The sequence below is a fragment of the Paenibacillus sp. NN59 genome (assembly GCF_057597225.1).
The window spans coordinates 6,342,055-6,364,644 of sequence record NZ_CP199678.1; the positions used below are offsets into that span (position 1 = coordinate 6,342,055).

General features: G+C 45.9%; 19 protein-coding genes. 3 read left to right on the top strand and 16 right to left on the bottom strand.

Annotated features, from left to right (window positions below; translation table 11 throughout):
• Positions 1-23 precede the first annotated feature (23 nt).
• Positions 24-806: an SDR family NAD(P)-dependent oxidoreductase gene (locus ACT89M_RS27635; RefSeq protein ID WP_336121608.1), complete on the bottom strand. Its 783-nt coding sequence runs from the start codon at positions 804-806 to the stop codon at positions 24-26.
• A 252-nt stretch (positions 807-1,058) separates the two neighbouring features.
• Between ACT89M_RS27635 and ACT89M_RS27640 the strand changes: the two genes are divergently transcribed.
• A complete protein-coding gene (locus ACT89M_RS27640; RefSeq protein ID WP_154889906.1) occupies positions 1,059-1,718 on the top strand; it encodes a TetR/AcrR family transcriptional regulator in 660 nt (219 codons plus the stop codon).
• A 161-nt stretch (positions 1,719-1,879) separates the two neighbouring features.
• Here the strand turns inward: ACT89M_RS27640 and ACT89M_RS27645 are convergent, their stop codons facing one another.
• From ACT89M_RS27645 to ACT89M_RS27665, 5 genes are all read right to left on the bottom strand, one after another.
• The gene (locus tag ACT89M_RS27645) at positions 1,880-2,941 is read right to left on the bottom strand and encodes an LLM class flavin-dependent oxidoreductase (protein ID WP_090921199.1); all 1,062 of its coding nucleotides are present in this window, start codon (positions 2,939-2,941) and stop codon (positions 1,880-1,882) included.
• Positions 2,942-3,082: 141 nt separating this feature from the next.
• Positions 3,083-3,901 carry a class I SAM-dependent methyltransferase gene (locus ACT89M_RS27650; RefSeq protein ID WP_154889904.1) on the bottom strand — a complete coding sequence of 273 codons (819 nt, stop codon included), beginning with the start codon at positions 3,899-3,901 and terminating at the stop codon, positions 3,083-3,085.
• Between the two features lie 428 nt (positions 3,902-4,329).
• On the bottom strand, positions 4,330-5,991 hold the full coding sequence (locus tag ACT89M_RS27655) for a DUF4179 domain-containing protein (RefSeq protein ID WP_154889902.1): 1,662 nt from the start codon (positions 5,989-5,991) through the stop codon (positions 4,330-4,332).
• On the bottom strand, positions 5,948-6,505 hold the full coding sequence (locus ACT89M_RS27660) for an RNA polymerase sigma factor (RefSeq protein WP_336121606.1): 558 nt from the start codon (positions 6,503-6,505) through the stop codon (positions 5,948-5,950). Before ACT89M_RS27660 ends, ACT89M_RS27655 begins: the two co-directional genes overlap by 44 nt.
• Before the next feature lie 196 nt (positions 6,506-6,701).
• Positions 6,702-7,043, bottom strand: coding sequence for a zinc ribbon domain-containing protein YjdM (locus ACT89M_RS27665; protein WP_090921192.1), 342 nt, complete (start codon positions 7,041-7,043; stop codon positions 6,702-6,704).
• A 272-nt stretch (positions 7,044-7,315) separates the two neighbouring features.
• Between ACT89M_RS27665 and ACT89M_RS27670 the strand changes: the two genes are divergently transcribed.
• Positions 7,316-8,467, top strand: a complete 1,152-nt coding sequence (locus tag ACT89M_RS27670; RefSeq protein WP_487344952.1) for a VanZ family protein — start codon at positions 7,316-7,318, stop codon at positions 8,465-8,467.
• A 182-nt stretch (positions 8,468-8,649) separates the two neighbouring features.
• On the opposite strand, the gene ACT89M_RS27675 is transcribed toward ACT89M_RS27670, so the two are convergent.
• The 7 genes from ACT89M_RS27675 to ACT89M_RS27705 all read right to left on the bottom strand — a co-directional run bounded on the left by ACT89M_RS27675 (position 8,650) and on the right by ACT89M_RS27705 (position 16,174).
• On the bottom strand, positions 8,650-10,110 hold the full coding sequence (locus tag ACT89M_RS27675; protein WP_487344953.1) for a carboxylesterase/lipase family protein: 1,461 nt from the start codon (positions 10,108-10,110) through the stop codon (positions 8,650-8,652).
• Between the two features lie 541 nt (positions 10,111-10,651).
• Positions 10,652-11,737 carry a metallophosphoesterase family protein gene (locus ACT89M_RS27680; protein WP_154889894.1) on the bottom strand — a complete coding sequence of 362 codons (1,086 nt, stop codon included), beginning with the start codon at positions 11,735-11,737 and terminating at the stop codon, positions 10,652-10,654.
• The gene (locus tag ACT89M_RS27685; protein WP_154889892.1) at positions 11,737-12,075 is read right to left on the bottom strand and encodes a DMT family transporter; all 339 of its coding nucleotides are present in this window, start codon (positions 12,073-12,075) and stop codon (positions 11,737-11,739) included. Before ACT89M_RS27685 ends, ACT89M_RS27680 begins: the two co-directional genes overlap by 1 nt.
• Positions 12,072-12,842 carry an HAD family hydrolase gene (locus ACT89M_RS27690; protein ID WP_186809687.1) on the bottom strand — a complete coding sequence of 257 codons (771 nt, stop codon included), beginning with the start codon at positions 12,840-12,842 and terminating at the stop codon, positions 12,072-12,074. Before ACT89M_RS27690 ends, ACT89M_RS27685 begins: the two co-directional genes overlap by 4 nt.
• 123 nt (positions 12,843-12,965) lie before the next feature.
• Entirely contained in the window at positions 12,966-14,342 is a 1,377-nt protein-coding gene (locus tag ACT89M_RS27695; protein ID WP_154889890.1) for an ABC transporter substrate-binding protein, read from the bottom strand.
• 51 nt (positions 14,343-14,393) lie between these two features.
• Positions 14,394-15,248: an ABC transporter permease subunit gene (locus tag ACT89M_RS27700; RefSeq protein ID WP_154890331.1), complete on the bottom strand. Its 855-nt coding sequence runs from the start codon at positions 15,246-15,248 to the stop codon at positions 14,394-14,396.
• Between the two features lie 50 nt (positions 15,249-15,298).
• The gene (locus tag ACT89M_RS27705) at positions 15,299-16,174 is read right to left on the bottom strand and encodes a carbohydrate ABC transporter permease (RefSeq protein ID WP_154889888.1); all 876 of its coding nucleotides are present in this window, start codon (positions 16,172-16,174) and stop codon (positions 15,299-15,301) included.
• Positions 16,175-16,374: 200 nt separating this feature from the next.
• On the opposite strand from ACT89M_RS27705, the gene ACT89M_RS27710 reads away from it, so the two are divergent.
• Entirely contained in the window at positions 16,375-16,950 is a 576-nt protein-coding gene (locus ACT89M_RS27710) for a GbsR/MarR family transcriptional regulator (RefSeq protein ID WP_154889886.1), read from the top strand.
• Between the two features lie 151 nt (positions 16,951-17,101).
• Here ACT89M_RS27710 and ACT89M_RS27715 read toward each other — a convergent pair whose 3' ends face one another.
• From ACT89M_RS27715 to ACT89M_RS27725, 3 genes are all read right to left on the bottom strand, one after another.
• On the bottom strand, positions 17,102-17,581 hold the full coding sequence (locus tag ACT89M_RS27715; RefSeq protein ID WP_154889884.1) for a lysis system spanin subunit: 480 nt from the start codon (positions 17,579-17,581) through the stop codon (positions 17,102-17,104).
• Between the two features lie 151 nt (positions 17,582-17,732).
• Complete coding sequence (locus tag ACT89M_RS27720) at positions 17,733-21,767, bottom strand: S-layer homology domain-containing protein (RefSeq protein WP_487344954.1); 4,035 nt, start codon at positions 21,765-21,767, stop codon at positions 17,733-17,735.
• Positions 21,768-21,969: 202 nt separating this feature from the next.
• Positions 21,970-22,518, bottom strand: coding sequence for a hypothetical protein (locus ACT89M_RS27725; protein ID WP_154889880.1), 549 nt, complete (start codon positions 22,516-22,518; stop codon positions 21,970-21,972).
• Positions 22,519-22,590 lie beyond the last annotated feature (72 nt).

Genomic DNA, 22,590 nt, shown 5'->3' on the forward strand with positions numbered 1-22,590 from the left:
GCTTGTAGCTTTAAATTGCAATCTTAGAATCGTGGTCTTAACATGCTTCCGACAATGCGCAGCATGGACTTGCGTGGCATGAGGCGGGAGAACTGTGCTGTCCAGTAATTCCGGGTTCCTGGTACTGCATATGGCTTGCCTTTCTCCAGCGCCCTCATGGCCACTGCCACGACATGCTCAGGTGTATCCCGTTTGCCTACAGAAGCTTCACTAGCACCTACCACATCAAAGAACGGCGTCTCGGTTGAACCCGGACATAGTGCCAAAAATTGAACCCCACGCTTCCAGTTTTCTTCATATAACGCCTCTGTAAAAGAAAGTACAAATGCCTTTGTCGCCCCGTACACCGCCATAAACGGATCGGGTTGGAAAGCTGCCGTCGAAGCCACGTTAATAACCGTGCCATTCTCCTTCTCTAACATGCCTGGCAAGAAAAGATGCGTCATGTTTGTCAAAGCTAATACGTTCAACATAATCTCATCCTGTTGCCGCAAACCCGACAATTGTTCAAAGTAACCATGAGTAGCGAATCCAGCGTTATTGATCAAGATATCAATCTGTATTTCCCGTGTCTGACATTCCTCATATACCTTCTGTGGCGCGTCTAATTCGGAGAGATCCGATACGATCACTTCTGCCCTTACTTGATATGTACGTTTGATTCGTTCTGCCAATTGTTCCAGCTTAGACTCCGTTCTTGCTACTAGCACAACATGGTTACCCTTCGAAGCCATTTCGAGTGCAAAAACTTCACCTATTCCTGAAGAAGCTCCTGTAATAAGTGCCCATTGATGTTGTTTTATCATTTCTCATCCACCCTTTGCATGAATATAAACACATGTTTTCTATTGGAAACACTGTTTCTTTATAGAATCATCGTAACCAATATTCATGATCCTGTCAAATTCAATCTGTTTAACTCAACTTCAGAATGTAGTGCTTACTTTCAAGAATCCAATTAAATTGACGTGATCTGGCGTAAAACAGTAGAATGACCTTAAGCAAAGGAAACGTCGCAGTCTCTGTTTAACAACAATACGGTTATGAGGATGAAATCAATGAAGGATACACATTCGGGTTCCACGGAATCTGCACATACGGTAACAACTTTTCAGGAAGCCAGACTGCAGCACTCGGATAATCTTCGGCAAAATGTTGTGCATGCTGCTGCTGCTTTATTACAAGAGCATGGACCCGAAGCCGTCACGGTACGCCGCGTAGCCGAACGCATGGAATGCTCTACTAAGATCATATATAACCTTTTTGGCAAAAAAGAAGGGTTAGCCAAACATCTATATTTAGAGGGATGCTCTGTTATGGCTCAGCATTTTGAAGCTGTTCCCCGGCAAGCATCGTTCGAACAATATTTCCGTGATCTGGCCTACGTCTACTGGGACTTCGGCATTTCTCAATCCAGCTTCTATCAGCTGATGTTTGGAGGTTCTTTTTCCGAATTCAAACCGGACGGAGAGACGTTACAGGGAACAGCGACTGCACTAAAGCAGGTGTCTGGGTTAGTTGAGTCAGCCATTGAACAAGGAATGATTCAGGTGCAAGATCCCCTGCTTGCGGTGCGCATGATCTGGGCTCCCTTACATGGTGTGATACATCTGTACCTGGGAGGACATATTGAAAACGAAGAAGCCGCCAAAACCCTCTATGATCATACGTTAGCTATGGTTATAGGCTCTCTTGTGAACAAATCTGCGAATGGATAAATACAAGATTGCTGCATGTAGAAACGGTTAAAATTAAACGTAAAAGGAGCCTGTCCGCTCGCGTACGTAATACGCTTAGGACAGGCTCCTTTTTCTTTTGCTACTCTATTTCGGTGTACTGAATAGATCAATTTAGATCATTTTTATCATCTACAGCCGGCTTAGCGTGCTTCCTGATTTTCCGCTTCCCAGCGTGCAATTTCCTCACGAACTTTCGGCGCTACTTCTTTGCCCAGTAGTTCAATCGCGTGCATAACCTCATCATGCGGCTGTGTACCCAGTGGTGTATGCAACATGAAACGGGTGATGCCAACCTCTTTGCGCAGATAGATGATTTTCTCAGCGACGGTGTCCACATCCCCTACGTACAGCGCACCTTCCAGGCTACGTGCCGCATCAAATGTTTCTCTGCCATAATGTCCCCATCCGCGTTCGCGTCCCAGCTGGTTCATTACCGCTTGTGCAGGGCGGAAAAACTTCTCTACCGCATCATCGGTTGTATCGGCAACAAAGCCATGAGAGTGGGAAGCAACGGTTAACTTGGAAGCGTCGTGTCCGGCATGTGCGGCTGCTTTTTTGTACAGCTCCACAAGAGGTGCGAATTGTTTTGGACGACCACCGATAATGGCAAGCACCAGCGGCAATCCGAGCAGACCTGCACGGACAACCGATTCCTGATTACCGCCGCTGCCAATCCAGACCGGAAGCTTCTCCTGCACTGGACGCGGATAGATGCCCAGGTTGTTGAAGGAAGGGCGATGTTTGCCTGACCAGGTTACTTTTTCCGACTCCGTCAGTTTCAGAAGCAGGTCCAATTTCTCGTCGAACAATTCATCATAGTCGCCCAGATCATAGCCGAACAATGGGAAGGACTCGATGAATGAGCCACGCCCTGCCATAATCTCCGCACGTCCATTTGAAATACCGTCCAATGTCGCAAAGTCCTGGAACACACGTACTGGATCATCCGACGACAACACGGTTACCGCACTGGTCAAGCGAATGTTTTTCGTCTGCGAAGCTGCCGCCGCAAGAATGACTGCCGGGGATGAAGCCGCATAGTCCGAACGATGATGCTCCCCTACACCGTACACATCCAGACCCACTTGATCTGCCAAAACGATTTCTTCCACAACATCACGAATACGCTGCGCGTGGCTAATTACTTCTCCTGTATTAACATCCGGGTTTGTTTCCACGAATGTACTAATTCCGATTTCCATGATATGTTCCTCCCTGTGTATGAAGCGATCCGTCGTTCATCTAACCTATTGTAAGTAGATCACCTTTTGTTATATACCTTTATATTGGACTATTTTGAGCAGAAATACAAGTACCCTCTGTTTCCAGAGGGTACTTTTCTTCTACAACTTCCTTCCGACATACAGCAGATGAGACGAGATTCCCAGAATGGAAGGGTCTTTGGCCGCCTCAATCAAGTATTGAAGCAGTTCTTGCTCCTCGCCCCGTTCCTTCCAATAGTACTCCTGTTCATCCGTGATCATTGCTTTAAGGCTGGAGGAACCAATCAGCTGAACAGTCTCGAAGCCCTGCTGTTCCATGAACGGCACAACATCCTGCACATGAAAATAGTATGCTCCCGTAAAGCGGCCCTGATCCTGATGATCAAATGTGCCTCTTTCTACAAAAGACCGGATCGCATCCATGCTGTCATTGGGCCTCCAATGATGCGGCGATTGCAGTGAGTTGATGCTCATCCGCATCCGGGTCTGTACCGCCACAAATACAACGCCTCCCGGTTTTGTTACCCGATAAAGTTCACGCACTGCCGCCTCCCGCGCTTCTTCCTGTTGCAGATGATACAGCGGCCCCAGCATAAGCACCGCATCATAGGTTTCATCGGCAATCCCGTTCAGATGAGTCGCATCCAATACATGAAATCCCTCAAACTGCTGTGTCAGCCCAAACGCTTCGGCCTTTTCTCGTGCTTGTTCTACGGATGAAGGTGTAAGATCCGATAACGTAACCTGGTATCCCCGTTTGGCGAGTTCCATCGCATATTTCCCTGGTCCAGCACCGTTATCCAGAATCAGACCGCTTGGCGGAAGATGTTCGCGAATATAATGCATGTTAATGATGAATTCAATGGGTTCACGCTCCAGCCTGCCCCACTCATCAAAACCGGAATAATATTGAATAATGCGCTCTCGATCTCTGTCCATCTCTTGTACACCTGCCCTTTTCTCTGGAATTAAGCTTGACAGAACATCAAAAAGACCTGCCACCTCAGCTAAGAGGCGACAGGTCTGACCTTCGCGGTACCACTCTTTTTGTTCATAGACAGGATTATACCAACCTATCCTTCCATAACATCTCATGACCTGATGACGGAGGTTACTCGTCAGAATCTACGTGGAACGCATTCGATCCTGCCGCTCACAGGTGAGTTGGGGACAGGCTGGACTGTCTCTCACCGAATTGACAGTTCTCTGAACCAAGCCATATACCTTAATACTCCTGATCATTGCGTTTGTTATTTTAATTTTACCAAGTATAGTTCTCCTAAATATTTACTGTCAACTCTAAATTCACAATAAACCAGAATAGTTCACTCATTTATAAAATACAAACCGTATTACATCAACCCTTCTTATTTTTGCATCTCTTCCACTAATGGTACAGCTATTTTAGCTTCCGGTTCTTCTATACTGTACATCCAAGGATATACAACGGCCGTATCCGATGTATACTTCTCATACCGATCAATGCCCTGATTGTCTCCGTCGCCCGCAAACTGGGTCTTGGTGGGCATACCATAGCTTCGTTCACCCTTTAAGAGCATAAAGGTCTGATTCATCCCCCCGAAACGTGGATCATCACTATACCTCTCCACATACAAATCCCCGTCCTTAAGGTAATATGTCCAATGGATTGTATAACCACCAAGCTTTGAATCCATAACTTGTGGCTTCTCACCAATTGCAGGTAAAGTAACCGGCTCGAACTCACCCTCAATATATTGGACTTGATGATGGGCATACAGAGTCATTGGGGTATCCGGATTAATCTTCAGACCTGGGTTTACTTCAAAACGCAGTTCCATTTGATTTGAATGATCTGACATCCATACGTTACCTTCCAACCGGGTGCCATTCACATCCAGATCATATTTCAAATAGGGCAGTTGCAAGATGGATCGATCCTGAGCAAGAATCACCCGGATTTGTGTCGGTGTAATGATGGCCTCCTTTACGAGTACCCCTTCAGATTGCTGGCCCAGAGGGAGATTCAACACTCTTTTGCTCGTGCCGCTAAGCATCTCCGTTTTATCTAATCGTATACCGATATTCAGGGGCTGATCCATTCTACCTTCTTCTTTATGATACGCGAGTACATAAGATGAGGCTTGCTGCTCTAACGTATCCAGGTTATAGAACTGTTCTGATATATATTCACCATGTGCTCCTGGCTTACCGTTTATACTCGGTGCAACCGAATCTAATGTCTGTCCTTTCTGATCATAAATCTTCAAAAAAGGATAAGCATACTCACGGACATCAGACTGGTCAAAAGTTAACGATGTAGACAGCATCACTTGATTATCTTTCTCGTTGAATACACTCACTGCAAGTTTACCCAAGCCGTCTTTATGAATATCAAACCCTTGTGACTGCCGCTGGGAAAGATCCAGGTTAATTGCCTGTTCTTCGGGAGCCAATACCTGGACTCCACTTACTGTAAAATCAACATCGGCCTCTTTTCCTGACGGTGTCCACTCCGTTTCAAAATAACCTTTGTATACTCCGTTCACCTGATCAAAATCATGATAATACCTGCCTTCGATTTGCTTCCCCGTCTCATCGCGCAGACCGATCGAAGGGAATCTTACCGTATCCCCTTTGTACTTACCGGGGTTCAAGGTGTACAAAATAACGGTACGATTATCATCAGTAAAGGCAGTATCGAGTGTTAATGTTACCCCGCCGACTGTCACCGATTGATTAAGTTTCTGCCCAAGTCCATTTTGCAGCGCATTCTGGATACCACTCCGGTGATCCAACAGGTCAAACCAGTCATAGTGGACTGCTGCATATACAGGTGTCGCCATAAGAATAACGGCTGCTGTTCCGATCAGTGTGGTTTTTTTCCATCTCAGGTTCCGACGTACATTTTCTTTCCTCGCTGAAGCATGAAGCTCAGGGCAACGTTCTTGATCCTTTTGGATCTGATCCCACATGGCATTAAAATCGGGATAATGGATATCCGCATCATTTTTCAGATGATGAGACAATCTTTTTTCCGTATGTTTCACTGTACACTTCCCCTTTCTGATATTGTTTGCTGGCCTTCTCCCATTTTTTCCTCAGCAGACGAATTCCCTTATATATTCTTGACTTCACCGTACCCAGCGGAACTTCCAGCGTTTCGGCCGTTTCCAATAAACTGAATTCGTTCATATAGCGTAGCAGAATGGCTGAACGTATTTTCTCAGGCAACTCCTGAACCCATTGTTCCCAGAGATCCGATTCCTCCGCATGCTGAGCCACCTCGTCAACCGGATCAACCGTTCGTTGCGGCGTGAGCATAAAAAGCCTTTTTTCCCGTTGCTTGGATGCATGCTCTCTTTTCATAAAATTAAGGCAGTGATTCACTGTGATTTTCATCAGCCATGTTTTCATGTAATCTACCTTCCTCCAATCCTGACGGAAGACGGTAACAAAAACGTCGTGGCATACATCTTCCGCATTCTGCGCATGATGGAGCATGTAGTAACACGTCCGGTACACATCTTTTTTGTACATTTCGAACAGTTCTTTTTCAGTCAAACAACTCTCCTCCTTTCTCTGCATCAGCCTTTTCAAATCTATAGACAAAGCCGATCCTTCAAAGGTTCATTCTTCTTCTTTCAGCACAGCCAAAAAGAACGTTCACTTCCACAGCAATGCAGAAATGAACGTTCTTCATGGATGAAGACAAGTATATTTGAACTCACGTACAGTGCAGTCCCTGAACGACAGCAGCCTAGATCTTTTTCACAAATTCGGACTTCAACTTCATCGCACCCAAGCTATCGATCTTGCAATCAATATCGTGATCTCCATCGATCAGACGAATATTCTTCACCTTGGTTCCTTGTTTCACGACGAGTGAGCTGCCTTTCACCTTGAGGTCTTTAATGACCGTAACAGTATCCCCATCATTCAGTACATTTCCATTGGCATCACGCACAACTTTGGATTCCTCAGCGTCCCCTTGATCTGCTTCCAAAGACCATTCATGCGCGCATTCCGGGCAAACGAGCAAATTTCCATCCTCGTACGTATATTCCGAATTACATTTCGGACAATTAGGCAAAGTAGACATATGTATTAAACTCTCCATTCTAAAATTGGCTTACATGCAAGTATACGGGATTTGGGCCGTTTGTTCCATACGATGGATCACTGCAACACGGTTTAACTTATATGGAAGGTTCCACCTACACCGAATTTAAACCAAATTTAAACTTGATTCTACCCTTGCTTTAAGGAAATCCGCTTAATATATAAGTATCCAAACAGTGTAACGAAATCATTTTATAAACCTTACGGACATTGTCCTCTGCTTGTATTTCCATGCCAAAGGAGTTTCTGCTTATGTCATCCTATGTTTTCCCCATTCAGACCGCGTTTATCATCTTTGTCATTGCTTCCATGTTTTTGCTGGTGCCGTGGTTAATCTATGGTTATCGCAAAGACGGCTTCTTCAGCTGGTCTCGGTTTGCCGTCAGCTTTTCTTTTATTTTCTTCCTCATGGCTGCTTACTGCCTGGTGATCCTGCCGCTTCCCGCGACTCGAAATAACTGTGCTGGCCACGCAGCGAATGCGGTGTATTACAACCTTCAACCCTTTATGTTTGTGAAAGACATTATGAGGGAAACACCGATCATCTGGTCTCAACCCTCTACGTGGATCAACATGATTAAGGGCCGAGCTTTCCTGCAAGTGCTGTTCAATGTATTACTGCTCATGCCACTGGGGGTATATATCCGGTATTTCTGGCAAAAGAGGGCGTTCTGGAAACATGCCTTCGTCGCTGGTTTCGGGCTTTCCTTATTTTTCGAAGTCACCCAACTCACCGGGTTATACGGATATTTCAGTTGTCCTTACCGGCTGTTCGATGTGGATGATCTGATGCTGAACACCTCCGGTGCAGTGATTGGATTCTTCGCAGCCCCGCTGGTGTTGGCTTTGTTCCCGTCACGTGAGAGTATTCAAGCCAAGAGTGAGCAAATCGTGGAGCAAAACCGCGTCTATCCTGTGCCACAGTTACTTGCACTACTGATCGATGGTATTGTGGTGGGGATTATCGCCAATCTCATGTCAATCTTCACCTTGTCCAACGATATCCAGGATGTACTAAATACGTCCACGGCGATGGTTATTGTTCTGTTCTTTATCCCATGGGTTCAAAGCGGAGTTACACCAGGCTCTGCCGTTCTCCGGTTCCGATATGTCGATCGTCAAGCGGGTACTCCGACGCTTTCAACACTATTGAAACGATTGATTGCTATCTATGCTCCGTGGCTTCTGTTAACGGTTATTCAACTGGTAAGTAAATATGCATACCCTAACTATCGAGATGATGTCATTCAGCCTTATCTCGTCTGGATTTCGCTCGGTATCAGCATGGTGTACTTTCTCGTGTATATCATCCTGTTTATCCATGTGTTGGTCGTGATATTCTCGGGTGGAAAACGTTCCTTCTACTTCGACGAAGTCTCCCGTACGCGAGCCTCGCGTAAATAATAAATCAAGTGTACTCTCTCTTACAGGGACGATCACATAGGCAAAAAAGCGGCCTTTCATGGTGAATCCATGAGGCCGCCTTTGAATTTTCGGATACCGAATCTGATATCGAAATTAATACTGAAATCTGTAAATTTGTTGAACTCTCTGCATAACATCAGACTTGTGAAATGAAGGATGCCTTACTTAACCCCCAGCAGTTCGCGTTTGGACGCCTCCGGGTCATGCACAACCTCGATCTCATGGTTGAAAATGAGTGTCGCCCGATCCTTACGATATTCAGGCCATTCGATTCCTGCTGTCTCCGGCTTGCCGTTTTTCGCGAAGGAAATCCAGGCATCCTGTACCTTGAGAGCAAGCATTTTAGCCGCTTCATCCGGCACAGCCTTCATGAATTTCAGCGCATCCAGCGTGTTAAATACAAAGAACATCTCAATGCTGTGGATCGCTCTTTTCAGAAGGGGATGCTCCGGCATCACCCAGTCAAAACGGTACATCCACACCGGGGCATGCTTCTGCTGTGCAGATGCATACTGTAGTGCTGACCGCCAGAAGAACATATCGGTCATGACTTGAGCTTGTCCATCCGCTGTTTTCGGATAACTATCCGCGATAGCAGCGCGATTCTCCAGATCCGGCGTCATGAAGTCGACACCCTGCACCATATCAATTTCGTTCGAGAATGGTACATCCGGCTGAATAAATAACGATCCCTCATGCAGTGTTGTGCCGATAAGTACAGAGACATCCTGTGCGAAACCCTCACTAACAGCCTGAAGTGGTATTTGAGGCAAAGTCTCACCATCGAGCACAGGTTGGAACAACAAGGCCATGCCTGCTCCGCTCTGCTGCTTCACCGTTTCTGCTGCCGCCATAATCTGCTCTACCGGAATGCTGTTCAGCTTAGCTAGGTTGTCTCGGTCCACACCAAGAACCTTCAACATGCCCTCACGCAAAGCCGAAGCTTGCTCAGACGGCATGAGCTGCGAAGCACCACTCTCCATGATGGCACGTTGGAACAGCCCTTTGGCTGCTGGCATCGCCATTAATGCGGCAATACTCATACTACCTGCTGATTCGCCGAACACCGTAACCTGACCCGGATCACCGCCGAAGGCAGTAATGTTATCTTTCACCCATTGCAGCGCAGCTACCTGATCCAGCAGGCCTGCATTGGATACATAGGAATCACCCAGCGGAGCCATATGCAGGAATCCTAGCGGCCCCAGACGATAGTTAATCGTCACCACGATAACATCGCCACGAACGGCTAGTTGTGTGCCATCGTATACAGGCAGACTGCCTGATCCGGTTACGAACGATCCCCCGTGAATCCAGACCATAACGGGAAGAGGCTGACTGTTTTCTTTTTCGGGTGCCCAGATGTTCAGATACAGACTGTCTTCCGACTCTGGCGGCTTCTGCCCGCCCATCCACTCTGAATCATGACGCGGTTGTATATTCTCAGGCCCGAATTCGGTCGCCTGTCTGATTCCTTCCCATGACTCGGGCTGTACCGGAGCTCGGAAACGCAGCTCTCCTACTGGCGGCTTCGCATATGGAATCCCCTTCCATACACTTGCACCGTGTAAAAGCTCGCCTTGAACCGCACCATATCTCGTTTGAACCTGAAGTTCTCGCATTCTGCTTCTACATCCTCTCCGTGAATTAAATACATTCATTGGTAACCATGATTAGAGCTTAATGAGGGCTAACCATGTGTATATATTTGAGTATAAATCTTCGGCATACCCATTTACAACTTTGCCCAGATGAATACATTGGTCATGCCCTCTTTTGAGTTGGATTAAAAAATTCGATCTAAAAATTCTCCGAATGTATATCCCGTACTATAAAATTTTTCAGCAAGAGCAACTATGCTTTTGAGTAGAAAATTAGACGTATTAAAAATAATAATGCCTAGTACAGATATAATCACAGGCAACATCCATTTTCCATATAAATTCCAGTTCGTATGCCTCAAGGTAAGCCATCCCCTTACCAAAACAGTTATTTCATTCCTCAAAGGATATGTTAATAGTACATTGTATATCCCAAAAAATACAATATTTAATATTGATGAATTTGCAGTGAAAATTGAGACAAAAACAGAGTCATGTATATACACAACTCTGCTTCAATTACGATTATATCAATCGTCCTCTTTTCACAAAAAAATGATGCTTAACGATCAACTACTGGATATCGCACTGTATACTCAGCACCTTCAACCCATTTCCCGGCAGTGAAGTCCCGCCCTTTCACAACAACTCGATCCTTGTAAATCTCTACATGTAGCCCTTCGCTACCCTCCAGGTGCTCATCTTCATCCGTCCATAGATAGGCGACAGAAGAAGCGTTGAACATGGTTGGCAGCTGGTCTGCACCATCATACATCGTATGCGGTGCTTGCAGTTGCCAATGCGTATGCCCGGAGAACAGAATCGCTTGTGGGTACTTGGCCAGTACGGCCTTCAGTTCTGCATCCTGATTCACGCCATACCAGCCTTGGGCCTGAAGCGATCCCGCAACGGTGTCCATCAGGGGTTGGTGGATAAAGAGGAAGATCGGACGATCCAGTGCGGCCTGTTCAGCCAGCTTCGCATCCAGCCATTCCAGTTGTTTAGACGACATCTCACAGTCCTTCGGATGCGGCTGCTCCGTACCGAGAAAGATATAGTGATATCCGTTGATCCAATGATCGTGGTACGTTCCCTTCATTCCTGTCGCCGCTTCAAAATCAATCAAACGCCGATGCCATAATCCCGCAACGGTAATCGTTTCGGCTCTAGCGGACATGTCTACGTGAATTTCCCCTTCATGTGCGGTCTGCCCTGGCAGCACGAATTGGTTGCCAGCCAGTTGCTGAATCAGCGCCGCTGACTCCTCCGCAGTCTGTTTCACCGGATGCTCTAACTCCGCATCTTGCTCCAGGATCTCCGCTACCTGACCTTCATTCATCTCAAGCAAAACCAGAGGCGGCTTCTGCCAGATGACTGCACCAATATCATGATTACCCACCGTGAAACGTATCTCCGGCAACTTCTCCGCATTTTGCTCCCAGATTCGCTGCCATTCCCGATACTCGCTCGGCAACCCGCGGTCGGTTACATCACCCACATGCATAATGCCACTGCTTCCATGGCTGAAAGAGGCAATATCCGCGAGCGCCTGCTCCAGATGCCGGTTATGAATATGATCTGCCTCGTCCCGTACATGTGTGTCCGTGATCACCTGGAAGGTAGCCAGTGGCTGCTCAGTAGTACTCATTACGAATCACTCCATTTCAGTCCAAGAATGCCTATCAAAATAAAACCGATCCATACCATCGATGTCAGCCGTAGCCGTTCACCAAAGAAATAATGCCCCACCACGCCAATCATCGTGATCCCCACGCCTGACCAGATCGCATAGGCCACAGCCAGCGGCATATACTTAACGGCATAATTCAGAAAGGTGAAGCTTGCGGCGTAACAAACAAACATCATCACGGAAGGCCACAATCTGGAGAAACCATCCGACACTTTAAGTAATATCGTGGCACTCAGTTCCAGACCAATGGCAAGTGCCAGCAACACCCAGCCCAGATAAGTCTGACTACTCGTCATCGGCCTAACCCACCGGAGAGCAATTCATGGAACGTCTGGATTGTGCGATCCGCCAGTTGTATTTTCCCAGACTCACCAATGCCAATCTTGTAGCCTGCTCCTGCAGCTCTCGCCATCTCCATATCTCCGTCCGTGTCGCCAATCACCATGACTTGCTGCGCCTGTACACTGAGTCGCTCACAGGCAAGCAGCAACATATCGGGAAACGGTTTTCCGCGGTCTACCAGATCCGTTCCAATGATGACATCGAAGTATGCTTCCAGCCCCATCCATTGCAGATGTTTGACTGCACTTGCCGTTTCATCGGCTGTCACTACGCCCATTTTCAACCCCTGCTCGCGAGACTGCTCCAAAAACTCTCTCACACCGGGTAGCGGATGCGCCGGACGATGTACCTCCATCGCTTCCTCGGCCTGTGCGAGGCATGCTCTTACGATCATTTTGGCTTCTGCCCAGCTTAGTCCTGCACGATATCCATGCCACGTCAGCACGGCATATACTTCATCCATCGTACCCATGGCGAGCGGACCCCGGACATCATAACCGTTCATCCGTCCCTGTTCATCGTGAAACGTGCCCCAGATCTTTGGAAGATCGGCTTCATCCATCTCTAGACCACGAATAAGCAGTTGTTCTCTGAAATCATTCAACACACAACCTGTCCAGAACCCCCACATGCCTGTAAAATCAAGCAACGTCCCATCCTTATCAAACAGAATGGCTTCAACCTGCATCTGTGTTCTATCGTCTACTCTATTCTCTTGCATGGACTAACTCCTTGTCTGTGATCGTAATGAATGGAAAGGGCGGTACGTGGTGTACCGCCCTTTTTGCTTAGGCACTAAAGCTTATACATGAGAGAGGATGCAAACTTCATGTATTACAATGAATTATTTTGCAATGCGATCCAGTTCTTTCTGTGCTTTTTCTTTAGCTTCCTTTAACGCCTGCTCTGCAGGAACATTGTTGATCTGTACTTTATCCGCCGCTTCTTTCAGGGCATCGTTAATTTTGCCGCCCGTTGGATCACGGAATGGAGCTGAAGCATGTGCTGCCTGTTGCAATGGTACCGTAATCTGTGGATGCTCTTCACTAAACTTCTTGAAGTCTGGGTCTTGCTGTGCAGATTGGCGTACCGCAATGTAACCTGTGTTCATCGACCATGAAGCGGTGTTCTCGGTTTTGGAGAAATACGTCAGCCATTTATACGCTGCCTGTTGTTGCTCTGGACTAGCTGCTGCCGGAATACCTGCAAGAATTGCACTCGCTACAGGTTTACCTTCGCCAATGCCTTCCCAGCCTGGCTGTTGCATGGCCGCAACGATTTTAAAATCCAGATCGCCTTGGTCACCACTTGAACCGGTGTATCCAGCCGCTTTATTTTTCATCACATCGTCAATGGTCTTGTACCAATACTCCCAGCCTTGACCGCCATATTGAATGCCCATGATTTTGTCTTCGTTGATCCATTTACGGAACAGTTCCCATGTCTCGATCCATTCAGGGGAGTCGATCATCACCGTTTTACCGTCATCACTCAGAATTTTGCCGCCTTTGCCCATAACAGCATCGATCATGTTATCTCTGCCCCACATTGGCTCCCAGCCGTAGAAAGTGGTTTTGCCATTTTCTTTCTTGGACATCTTCGCGGCAGCCTCGGCAAATTTCTCCCATGTCGTCAGGCTTGCCGGGTTAATTCCGTTCTCTTTGAACGTATCCATACGGTAGTACATAATTTGCGTCGTGCCATACATCGGTAAAAAGAACTGCTTGCCATCTACATTCCCTTGTTCCAGGAACGTTTGAATAAAATCGTCTTTTTTGAAGTTCGGGTCAGCCGCGATCATCTCATCCATAGGTGCATAATAACCTTTGCGGGCCCAGTCAATATTGGCACTCAGAACGGCAGCAGGCACTTTCTTGGACGCAATGGCCGCTTGAAGTTTCTGCTCAGTCTCCGTGTAATCAGCTTGTACAATCCCTTTTACAACCACTTCATTCTGCGAAGCGTTGAAAGCATCAATTTTCTTCTTCATATTGTCGCCCAGGTTACCGCCCAGGCCATACCAGAACTCAATCTCCACCGGCGCTTTGGCCTGTGTGTCCGTGCCTCCGCTAGCAGCCGTTGTCGCATTCGATTCTGCCGGGGCTTGTGTTCCACAAGCAGTTATTAAAGCGAAGCTTGCGGCGAGTACCAGCGACATGCCACCTTTCCAGCTCAGCTTCAGTTTCTTTTTCAAAGTCATGCCTGACTTGCTCCAATTCATTGTTGTTCCTCCCGTTTTTAGGTGACTTTTTAGGCGAAAATGTGAAGCATATCAATTCTTGTTTACGCCAGCCGTCATGTTCACACTCTGCATGATCGTTTTCTGGGTGAACACGAAAAGAATAAGTAAAGGTGCGATGGTAAACGCACTTGCAGCCATAATCTGCGGCCAAGCCAGTCCATAGGCACCGCCTTCCACGAAGAAACTTCGCAGCCCGGCAGATACCAGCTGTAGGTCAGGGTTTTTGGTGATAAGCATTGGCCAGAAATAGTTGTTGTACTGTTCGATGAATGTAATCAGCACCATCACGGCGAAGCTGGAGCGAACGAGCGGTGCAATAATCGTCCAGAGAATGCGGAAATGTGATGCCCCATCCAGCTGTCCGGCTTCCACGAGTTCATGAGACACCTGCATAAAGGCCTGACGAATCAGGAAAATGGAGAACACACTGACACAGTTGGATACGATCAGACCTGTGTAGGAATCCAGCAGATTCAGCTCGCTTAACACCAGATAACCAGGCAGATACACTGCCGTGCTGGGAATCATGTACCCCACCAGAATGATGCCGGTTAACGTGCCCTTAAGGCGGAATTTCATATGAGTCAAGGCGTATGCCATCATGCTGGAGTTCACAATCTGGAGCAGACAGATCGCTATGGCGACCCCGGTGCTGTTCAGCATGTACCGTGCAAACGGTGCGGCGTTCCAGGCATCCACGTAGTTCTGCCACAGAAATGTCTTTGGCCAGAAGGTCGGCGGGAACTGCCAGATTTCATCATTCGTTTTGAATCCGCTGATCACCATCCAATAGAACGGAAAAGCAGTGGCAAGTGCAATAATAGCAAGCGCCAGATAGCGAAGGATGGCACTGATTTTTACTTTTTTACGGGATGCCTTATGCATCTCTCTGGGCTTCATTTGGCTCGTTTTACTTTTGGGCATGGTCATTGTCATTAGTAGTGCACCAGGCGTCTGCCAAGCAGGAAGGAAACTCCCGATAACAGCACGCAGATCAGAATAATAACTACAGCGATCGATGAAGCTTCTCCGACGTTAAACGATTCAAAAGCAGACTGATAATACATATACAGCAAGGTTCGAGTTGATCCAGCAGGTCCACCTTGAGTCATGACGTTAATCTGGTCGTAAGCCTGTAGCGATTGAATAGTCAGAATGATCGAAAGGAAAAAGGTCGTTGGTGAGATCAGCGGCAACGTAATGCTTCTGAACTTGTCCCAAGCTCCCGCCCCATCAATGGAAGCTGCTTCAAGCAGATCGGAAGGCAGATTCCGTAGAGCTACCAGATAGAACACCATTGCCCAACCAATGGACTTCCACAAGGTTACAATCAATACTGCAACAAGTGCCCAATCCATATCGCGGAGCCATCCAATCGGTGATACTCCTACCCAGCCCAGCATCAGATTGGCTAGTCCCACTTGCGGTTCAAAAATCCATGACCAAGCGATGGATACGGCAACCGTTGGTGTCACCCATGGTGAGAAGAGTAATGTGCGAAAAATACCGGATGATTTCATTTTGCTATTCATCAGCATCGCTAGTGCAAGTCCTCCCACAATCGTAGGGATCACACTCCCGAGTCCGAACAACAGCGTCACTTTCAAAGATCGATAGAATTCAGAGTTCGTTAGCAGGTACGTGTAGTTATCCAACCCGACGAACAGCTTGTCCGGGCTCATGAAGTCCCAGTCCGTAAAACTGAGATATACGATGTATCCCAGAGGCCCCAGCCAGAAAATCAACAGCGGGATTAGAGCAGGCAACGTGAATAGAACCGCCTCCGACTCCCTCCAACATTTCAAACGCAATTCTCCCACTCCTTATTCTCCAAATTTTCTTTAACAATTGGCAATTTATAGATGTATATTGGCTTGTTTAATCTTCTGTACAAAAATGATTGTACATTCGAATTGAAAAATCTATTTCGGGGTTGTGTTAAAATTCGAAGGAGTCATGTAAAATATGAATATGTTCGTGGAAACGTTTATTCTATTGCCGAGGTGACATTGTGGGAAAAGAAATTGTTGGGAACCCGAATCATTTATCGTTACCTGATCGGTCTGCACTGAGGGAGAGAGTCATCGAGGCGATTGCCAATACGATGGATCTCTATGGGGTTAATCATACGTTTGGTAAATTGTATGGTGTGATGTATTTCGAAGACCGTCCGATGACGCTGGAAGAGATGAAGACCTCTATGAATATGAGTAAAAGCAACATGAGTTATGCCGTTCGTTCGTTAACCGAGTCTCAAATGATCTATAAGCTGGACGAGAAAAAGGAGCGGCAGGATCAATATGTGGCGGAGACTGACTTCTTTCGCACGTTTCAAAATTTCTTCGGATTAAAGCTGCAGCGGGAAGTGGATGTGATGCTGGAAGGCATCCGCGAGGTGATCCCTGACCTGACAACCATGATTCTAGCGAAACATACAACTGCACAAGAACGGGAAGAGGCATTACGAGATTTGCACAAACTCCAGCATGCAGAGCAATACTATGTCTGGCTTCAAGGATTCGTGGATCGGCTGCGAGAGGGTAAGCTGTATGAACAAAAATCAGAAATACCGGAACAGCAGGACTAGCCTTGTTGAGCATAGACTTAAAGATGTCGGATCTTAGCAGAATAAATTTAGCAGCAGATATGAGATTGAGATCAATCCATTATGAATAAGCATATACAACAAAGAGCTTTACCCAGCCGATGAATGGCTTTGGGGACAGCTCTTTTGAAACCTACATATGTCTGAGTATAAAAGATAAACTTGGCCTTGATTCAAAATACAAATATTTGGAATCCGTTGTTTGAATGTAACATGCACCATTCCACTTATCATCTACAGGAAAAAGGATCGATGTGAATTCCACTTTTTCTGCAGAGTCATTGCCATTGTTTATCTGTATTGTAATTGGTTCATTATAGACATATTCTATGGCGCCACTCTTTTTTATATCTTTGACCTCATCTTCTGATAACGGAGCATTGCCACCTGACATCATATCTCCTTTTTCAAATACGATTAAAGAGAGAAGCTGATCAAAAAGTTGCGGATCTTCTTTTTTATTAATTGATTTCTGTTCTTCAGCGCGATAAAGATGTATCAGATCTGGCTCCCATTTTTCCGGTTCACTGCTCGGATGGAGATACCAACCGAGTGTGAAGCCTAAAGCAACCGCGATCACCACAATAATAGAAACAGATGTATTGAGCTTCATCCCTTCACCTCTCATGCTCGTTTACGTTATAGTATACTGTGAAAACATTATTCATGATTTCCATAGTCCCTATGCTACTTCAATCTCAATAGATAAACAAAAAACCACCCCCTCGGGTGGTTTTCTGCTTCCATCTTTTTAGTTAAAAAAACTACTTCTGTGCTGCAGCTTCAATATCTGTGTAGGCCCAGTGTGTTGCTGGCACGTCGCTAAAGGATGGCGTGGCCACTCCCGTCAGCGGTGTACGTTTGAACAGGACGTTCAGCACTTTTACCGCTTCCGCACGGGTAAGTTTGCGGTCTGGTTTGAATGTACCATCATTGTAACCCGTCATCAGACCAGTGGACTGCACATAGGCAATCGCATCGGCTGCCCACAGATCAGCGGCTACATCCGTAAAGGAAGTGGCTTCTGGTGCTGTTCCTGTGGTATCCGTTGTTGCTACAGCGTTCGTTTGTTGCTTCTGCAACCAACGGTACGCGATTGTTGCCATCTGGGCACGCGTAATCGAACCTTCTGGTGCAAACGCTGTGTCACTGAGGCCGTTCATGATACCTGCAGCCTGTGCCTTTTGAATCTCACTCGTTGCCCAATGTGTTGCGGCTACATCGGCAAAGGTTGTACCTGCCGCCGTAGCTGTTGCTGTTTCACCCGGCAGATTACGAGCCAGCATTGCAGCCATCTGGGCACGTGTAACGAACGCATCTGGACGGAAATCGGCACCGAAACCTTGGATGTATGGCTCATTCGTCTTTTGAGAGGCTTTCAGCCCATCGACGACAACCAGTGTAAACGTACTGAACTTGGTTACCGTAAACTCAATGCCTTCGCTGTTATTAGCCAGTTTCACGAGTTTGCCTCGCAACAGTTCTTTCGTGCCATCACTGTGTTCAATGTACACAGCCAGGTTATCCAGAATCTGCTGACGAGTTGCCGCATCGGTTGGCAAGCTGTTGCTTAGTGGCAATGTCAGCGTCACTTCACGGCTCTGCATGTTCGTTTCGATCTCAACTGGACGAGCCAGTACACGAACATTCGTATTTGGAGCAACTTGCTGAATTACTTGCTCTTTCTTCGCCCGCTCTTCCAAGTCTTTGCGCTCGGATTCCTTTTTGAGTGGAACCACGCGGAAGTACAAGTCTTGATCGAATCCAGCAATGGACTTCGTTGGAATGGAGATTACAGCATTTTCGGTCGAAATTTCCAGTTTCATCGAACCGTCACTTAGATCTTTGACAGCTGTTTTTGGGACTTCGACCCGTGTCTCGGACACGGCATCTTTCGTATCTGGAATCACAATGCGTGCCGTATTGCTACCCAATTGTTTTGCTTTTTCAACCGATTCCTTGGCAATCGCATCTGTCATTTTGACCAAATCTTTAACCGTACCGTTGGTTTCGGTTGTACGTGTGATTGGGGTTTTGGTCAAGTTTGTGCCGTCAACACCGTTCACATCTACGACAATCTGCTCTTGCTTGGTCGTTGGTGCAGGTGTGGACGTCACTGGTGCAGATGATCCGCTGCCACCGCTACCACCTGTGTTGTTGCCCGGGTTAGGTGTGGAACCATTCCCATTACCGCTGTCACCGTTGGCTGTAAAGACAATTTTTACAGCACGTCCTGGCAACTCATCACTAAAGGCTTTATGACGAACCCATACTGTTTTGTTACCGCTAAAATCCAACTTCTGAATGGAAGCCAGATCAATCCAATTCAGTTTGCCATCGAATGAAATTTCCATCGTATCATTCAGACCTGTTATTTCGTTTTTAACGTCGTCCCCTTTTACATTAGGGGCAGTGAAGAAACGATTAATTACATATTGTAAATTCCCAATATCCTCATAGCTGTCTTGTTCATCAAGTACCCATTGTGCCAATTCCTTTTGATCTTCCACGCTAAGCTCTGCTCTTTTGGACAGGTCGAGGGCACCCGTACGATCAAAAGCATACTTCTCGAAGAAAGCCTCACCCTCCATTTGAGCTTCCATAGCACTTTGGAGCCACTGACTCATTGGATCAATTTTGGTGGCCTTTTCAATAGATTGATACGGGGCAGTCAAAAGCCCTAACACTACCATTGGTTCCACGATATCTCCTTGGTAGAGTCCTTCCAACTTTTCATAGGCCATCGAATACAGATATTTATAAGCAAAAACATTTTTGTCTACTTTATTAGTGAGTTTCAAATATTTTTGACCAATGCTTCCATACTCTTCTGCTTCTTGGTCGTTAAAGTACTCTGATATATCTACCATCTTTTGTGCAAGTAGATCCAGTTTATTGCTCAAAGCAGTAAGCTCCGTTTGTTCCCAAACAGATTGTGCCAACATGCCAAGTTCAATCATGAGTTGAACCTGATTTTTATTCTCGTAATCTTCACTGACGTATTGGATCAAGAATCCTGCAATGAAATCTCTAACCTGTGGGTTTAAATTTTCGTAGCCGTCAGGAAATTTAATTTCTAAAGCCGGATCTTCCATAGCCTCGCGCATGGCTGTTTTATTTCCACTTTTCCTCGCAGCGTTCAAGACAGACAATACATCCGTGTTATTATCACTGGAGAAAAATTTGTCAAATGAGGTCTGGATTTGAACAAAGGATTCGTACCCCCCATCTGGCCGCTCCGCAATCATGTGATCTGCCAGTGCATTTGACTTTTGTATATCTTTCTTGATTCCATCTATTTTCTCTACATCTATCGGAAAGCTCATTTTAGGATGTTCTAGGTTTTTGTTGTAGTCCGCAATCTCCGATTGAATTTGTCTCAATTGGAACATCGAACCCAACATTTCATTAGTGGTCAGCGCCTTGTTAATTAAGGGGGTGAACCTTGCTTCATCATCGAGAGAAGTTAATAATTTGAATACAGACGACGGACCCTTTTTAAGTTGTAGCTCAAGCATAGCCGCTGTGATACGTTTTTCAATGCCTGAGAATTCAGAATATTTACCAACAAACTGATAGAACATACTGTCAGGAGCAGGTTGATCCAGATAGTTAACTTGTTGCATCTGCTTCGCATATAGTTCATCAAGAGAACTCATTTCATCCGGTCCACCGATGTCATGAATGAATTCAACCGCCTTTAAAGCTAGCTGCACGAGGTATTCAACTTGCTCTTTATTGGCGTACCCTTCACTGGTTGGTGGATCTAAATTAAGCATATAAACTGCGATATCATTCTGATCCTCTGAGGATAATTGCTTGAAATCAGGCGTAGCTATGAAGTTTTTATCGCTCAGTAGTTCAACAGCATCAATTATAAAGTCATTTGCGTTGCCTTTATCCGCTGTTTTTATTAATTCGTTAAACTTTCTCAGTCCTGGTTCAAAGAACTCATCAAATGCTTTTTGCACATCGGATACCGTTTCATATCCATCTTGCTTGTGATCAAGCATCCATTGAGCAAGTTCATTTTTTTCGTCGTCGTTCTTAAGGGTGAACATCTTGTTCATATTAAATACAAATGGTCGGACGCCTTCGGTCACCCCTACTTGTGGAAGATAGGTTAAATATATTTTAAAAAGTGAGTCGATCGCCTCATTCATACTGTTGATATCCGTTGCTTTATTTATCTCTTTGTAATCATTAAGTTTCTCATATAACATTGCGAGCTGGCTATTATGGTAGATCGTAACAGAGCTGTTTTTGAAAACAATATTGTATAGCAATATATTATCAATAAACATCGTCCAATCCGCACCATTCAGATGCATATAACGAAATGCAGCTTGTGTCCATTCTGCCTTGTCGACACCGGGGAAATAGGAGTTCCACTTCCCTAGCAAATTGTATACATATTCCATTTTTTGGCCTAAGGTCTCAATCTCGAACTGTCCGGGCATTACACTGACGTTATAAATCAGATTAAATGCATATACAGCATGATTGTCACTATCATATTGCACATCTAGTGGAATCAGCATAATCATACCTCTGGCAATCTCATTCTTTTGATCCTCGCTTAATGCTGCGTAACCTTGAGGCAGCTGTAACAATTCTCCTTCCTCAAGCAAATGACGAACATTAGCTATTTTTTCGCCAGGGTTGGAATCATCATACCCTTGTCTCTCCATGTTTAAAAGTTCGTATGGGTAAGATCGAGCACTTACCACACCTCCAGGACTTACAATCTGAAGCAACATCATAGCCACCAACATAAAACTTACTATCTTTCTGAACAAGGCTTCGCTCTCCTCTCATTTCATGTTTGATCCTTATACTTGTATCTTTAGACCTAGTTTAGAACACAACAATAAACAGATTCTAAACAAGAAATGATAATAAAAGGAAAAAAAACCACTCCATAGTTGAAAACAGAGTGGATTCCTTCATATTTTTCGTCAAAATTCATCATTTCAAAAAAAATTTAAGCGAAACTTCTTGTTAACGGTCCGGATTTACCTGATATTCACGCAGTCTCCCCTCATACACCAGCTTCAACTGCTCGCACTGGCGAAAATCATCCGGTGTCACAAGTGCAGGTAGCTTGTTCCACAGTTTGATGCCTGAGCGTTGCAGGATTTCGGCTACAAACTGTGAACAAAAATAGGAGTTGCTGAACTCCACCGGCTCCTTGAGTGTAATACCAAGAACCCCCAGCAGGTTGTACATATATTTCTGGCGGCTGCGAATGAAAATGTGCAGCACTCGTTTCATTTTTTCCACTTCACGCTCCGTAACCTGAAGCTCGTAGATGACACATGTCGTATTCGGATATTTACTATACGTCCCTGTCTGGATATCTTCCTTCACAAACCCACCATTCAGCGGATTGCTCGGATGTTTGCGACCGAAGCTGTACAACTCCGTTAATTCCCGGTCGAACGAGATGGAAGCGTGATTATACGGTGCTTTGGTGTAAGTCTGAATGACTCTTGTAAACAACGTACCTGTATTCGTCAGCAAAATATAAATCGAACGTTCATCGGTCATCCTCATATTTCCCCTTATCAAGTTGGCACTATTCCTTCATAATAACATAGGTACCCTATAATGGAATCTCAC

Coding starts and splice junctions, on each gene's coding strand:
- ACT89M_RS27635 (WP_336121608.1), bottom strand. CDS start 806: ATGATAAAACAACATCAATGGGCACTTATTACAGGAGCTTCTTCAGGA.
- ACT89M_RS27640 (WP_154889906.1), top strand. CDS start 1,059: ATGAAGGATACACATTCGGGTTCCACGGAATCTGCACATACGGTAACA.
- ACT89M_RS27645 (WP_090921199.1), bottom strand. CDS start 2,941: ATGGAAATCGGAATTAGTACATTCGTGGAAACAAACCCGGATGTTAAT.
- ACT89M_RS27650 (WP_154889904.1), bottom strand. CDS start 3,901: ATGGACAGAGATCGAGAGCGCATTATTCAATATTATTCCGGTTTTGAT.
- ACT89M_RS27665 (WP_090921192.1), bottom strand. CDS start 7,043: ATGTCTACTTTGCCTAATTGTCCGAAATGTAATTCGGAATATACGTAC.
- ACT89M_RS27670 (WP_487344952.1), top strand. CDS start 7,316: ATGTCATCCTATGTTTTCCCCATTCAGACCGCGTTTATCATCTTTGTC.
- ACT89M_RS27675 (WP_487344953.1), bottom strand. CDS start 10,110: ATGCGAGAACTTCAGGTTCAAACGAGATATGGTGCGGTTCAAGGCGAG.
- ACT89M_RS27680 (WP_154889894.1), bottom strand. CDS start 11,737: ATGAGTACTACTGAGCAGCCACTGGCTACCTTCCAGGTGATCACGGAC.
- ACT89M_RS27685 (WP_154889892.1), bottom strand. CDS start 12,075: ATGACGAGTAGTCAGACTTATCTGGGCTGGGTGTTGCTGGCACTTGCC.
- ACT89M_RS27690 (WP_186809687.1), bottom strand. CDS start 12,842: ATGCAAGAGAATAGAGTAGACGATAGAACACAGATGCAGGTTGAAGCC.
- ACT89M_RS27695 (WP_154889890.1), bottom strand. CDS start 14,342: ATGAATTGGAGCAAGTCAGGCATGACTTTGAAAAAGAAACTGAAGCTG.
- ACT89M_RS27700 (WP_154890331.1), bottom strand. CDS start 15,248: ATGCATAAGGCATCCCGTAAAAAAGTAAAAATCAGTGCCATCCTTCGC.
- ACT89M_RS27715 (WP_154889884.1), bottom strand. CDS start 17,581: ATGAAGCTCAATACATCTGTTTCTATTATTGTGGTGATCGCGGTTGCT.
- ACT89M_RS27725 (WP_154889880.1), bottom strand. CDS start 22,518: ATGACCGATGAACGTTCGATTTATATTTTGCTGACGAATACAGGTACG.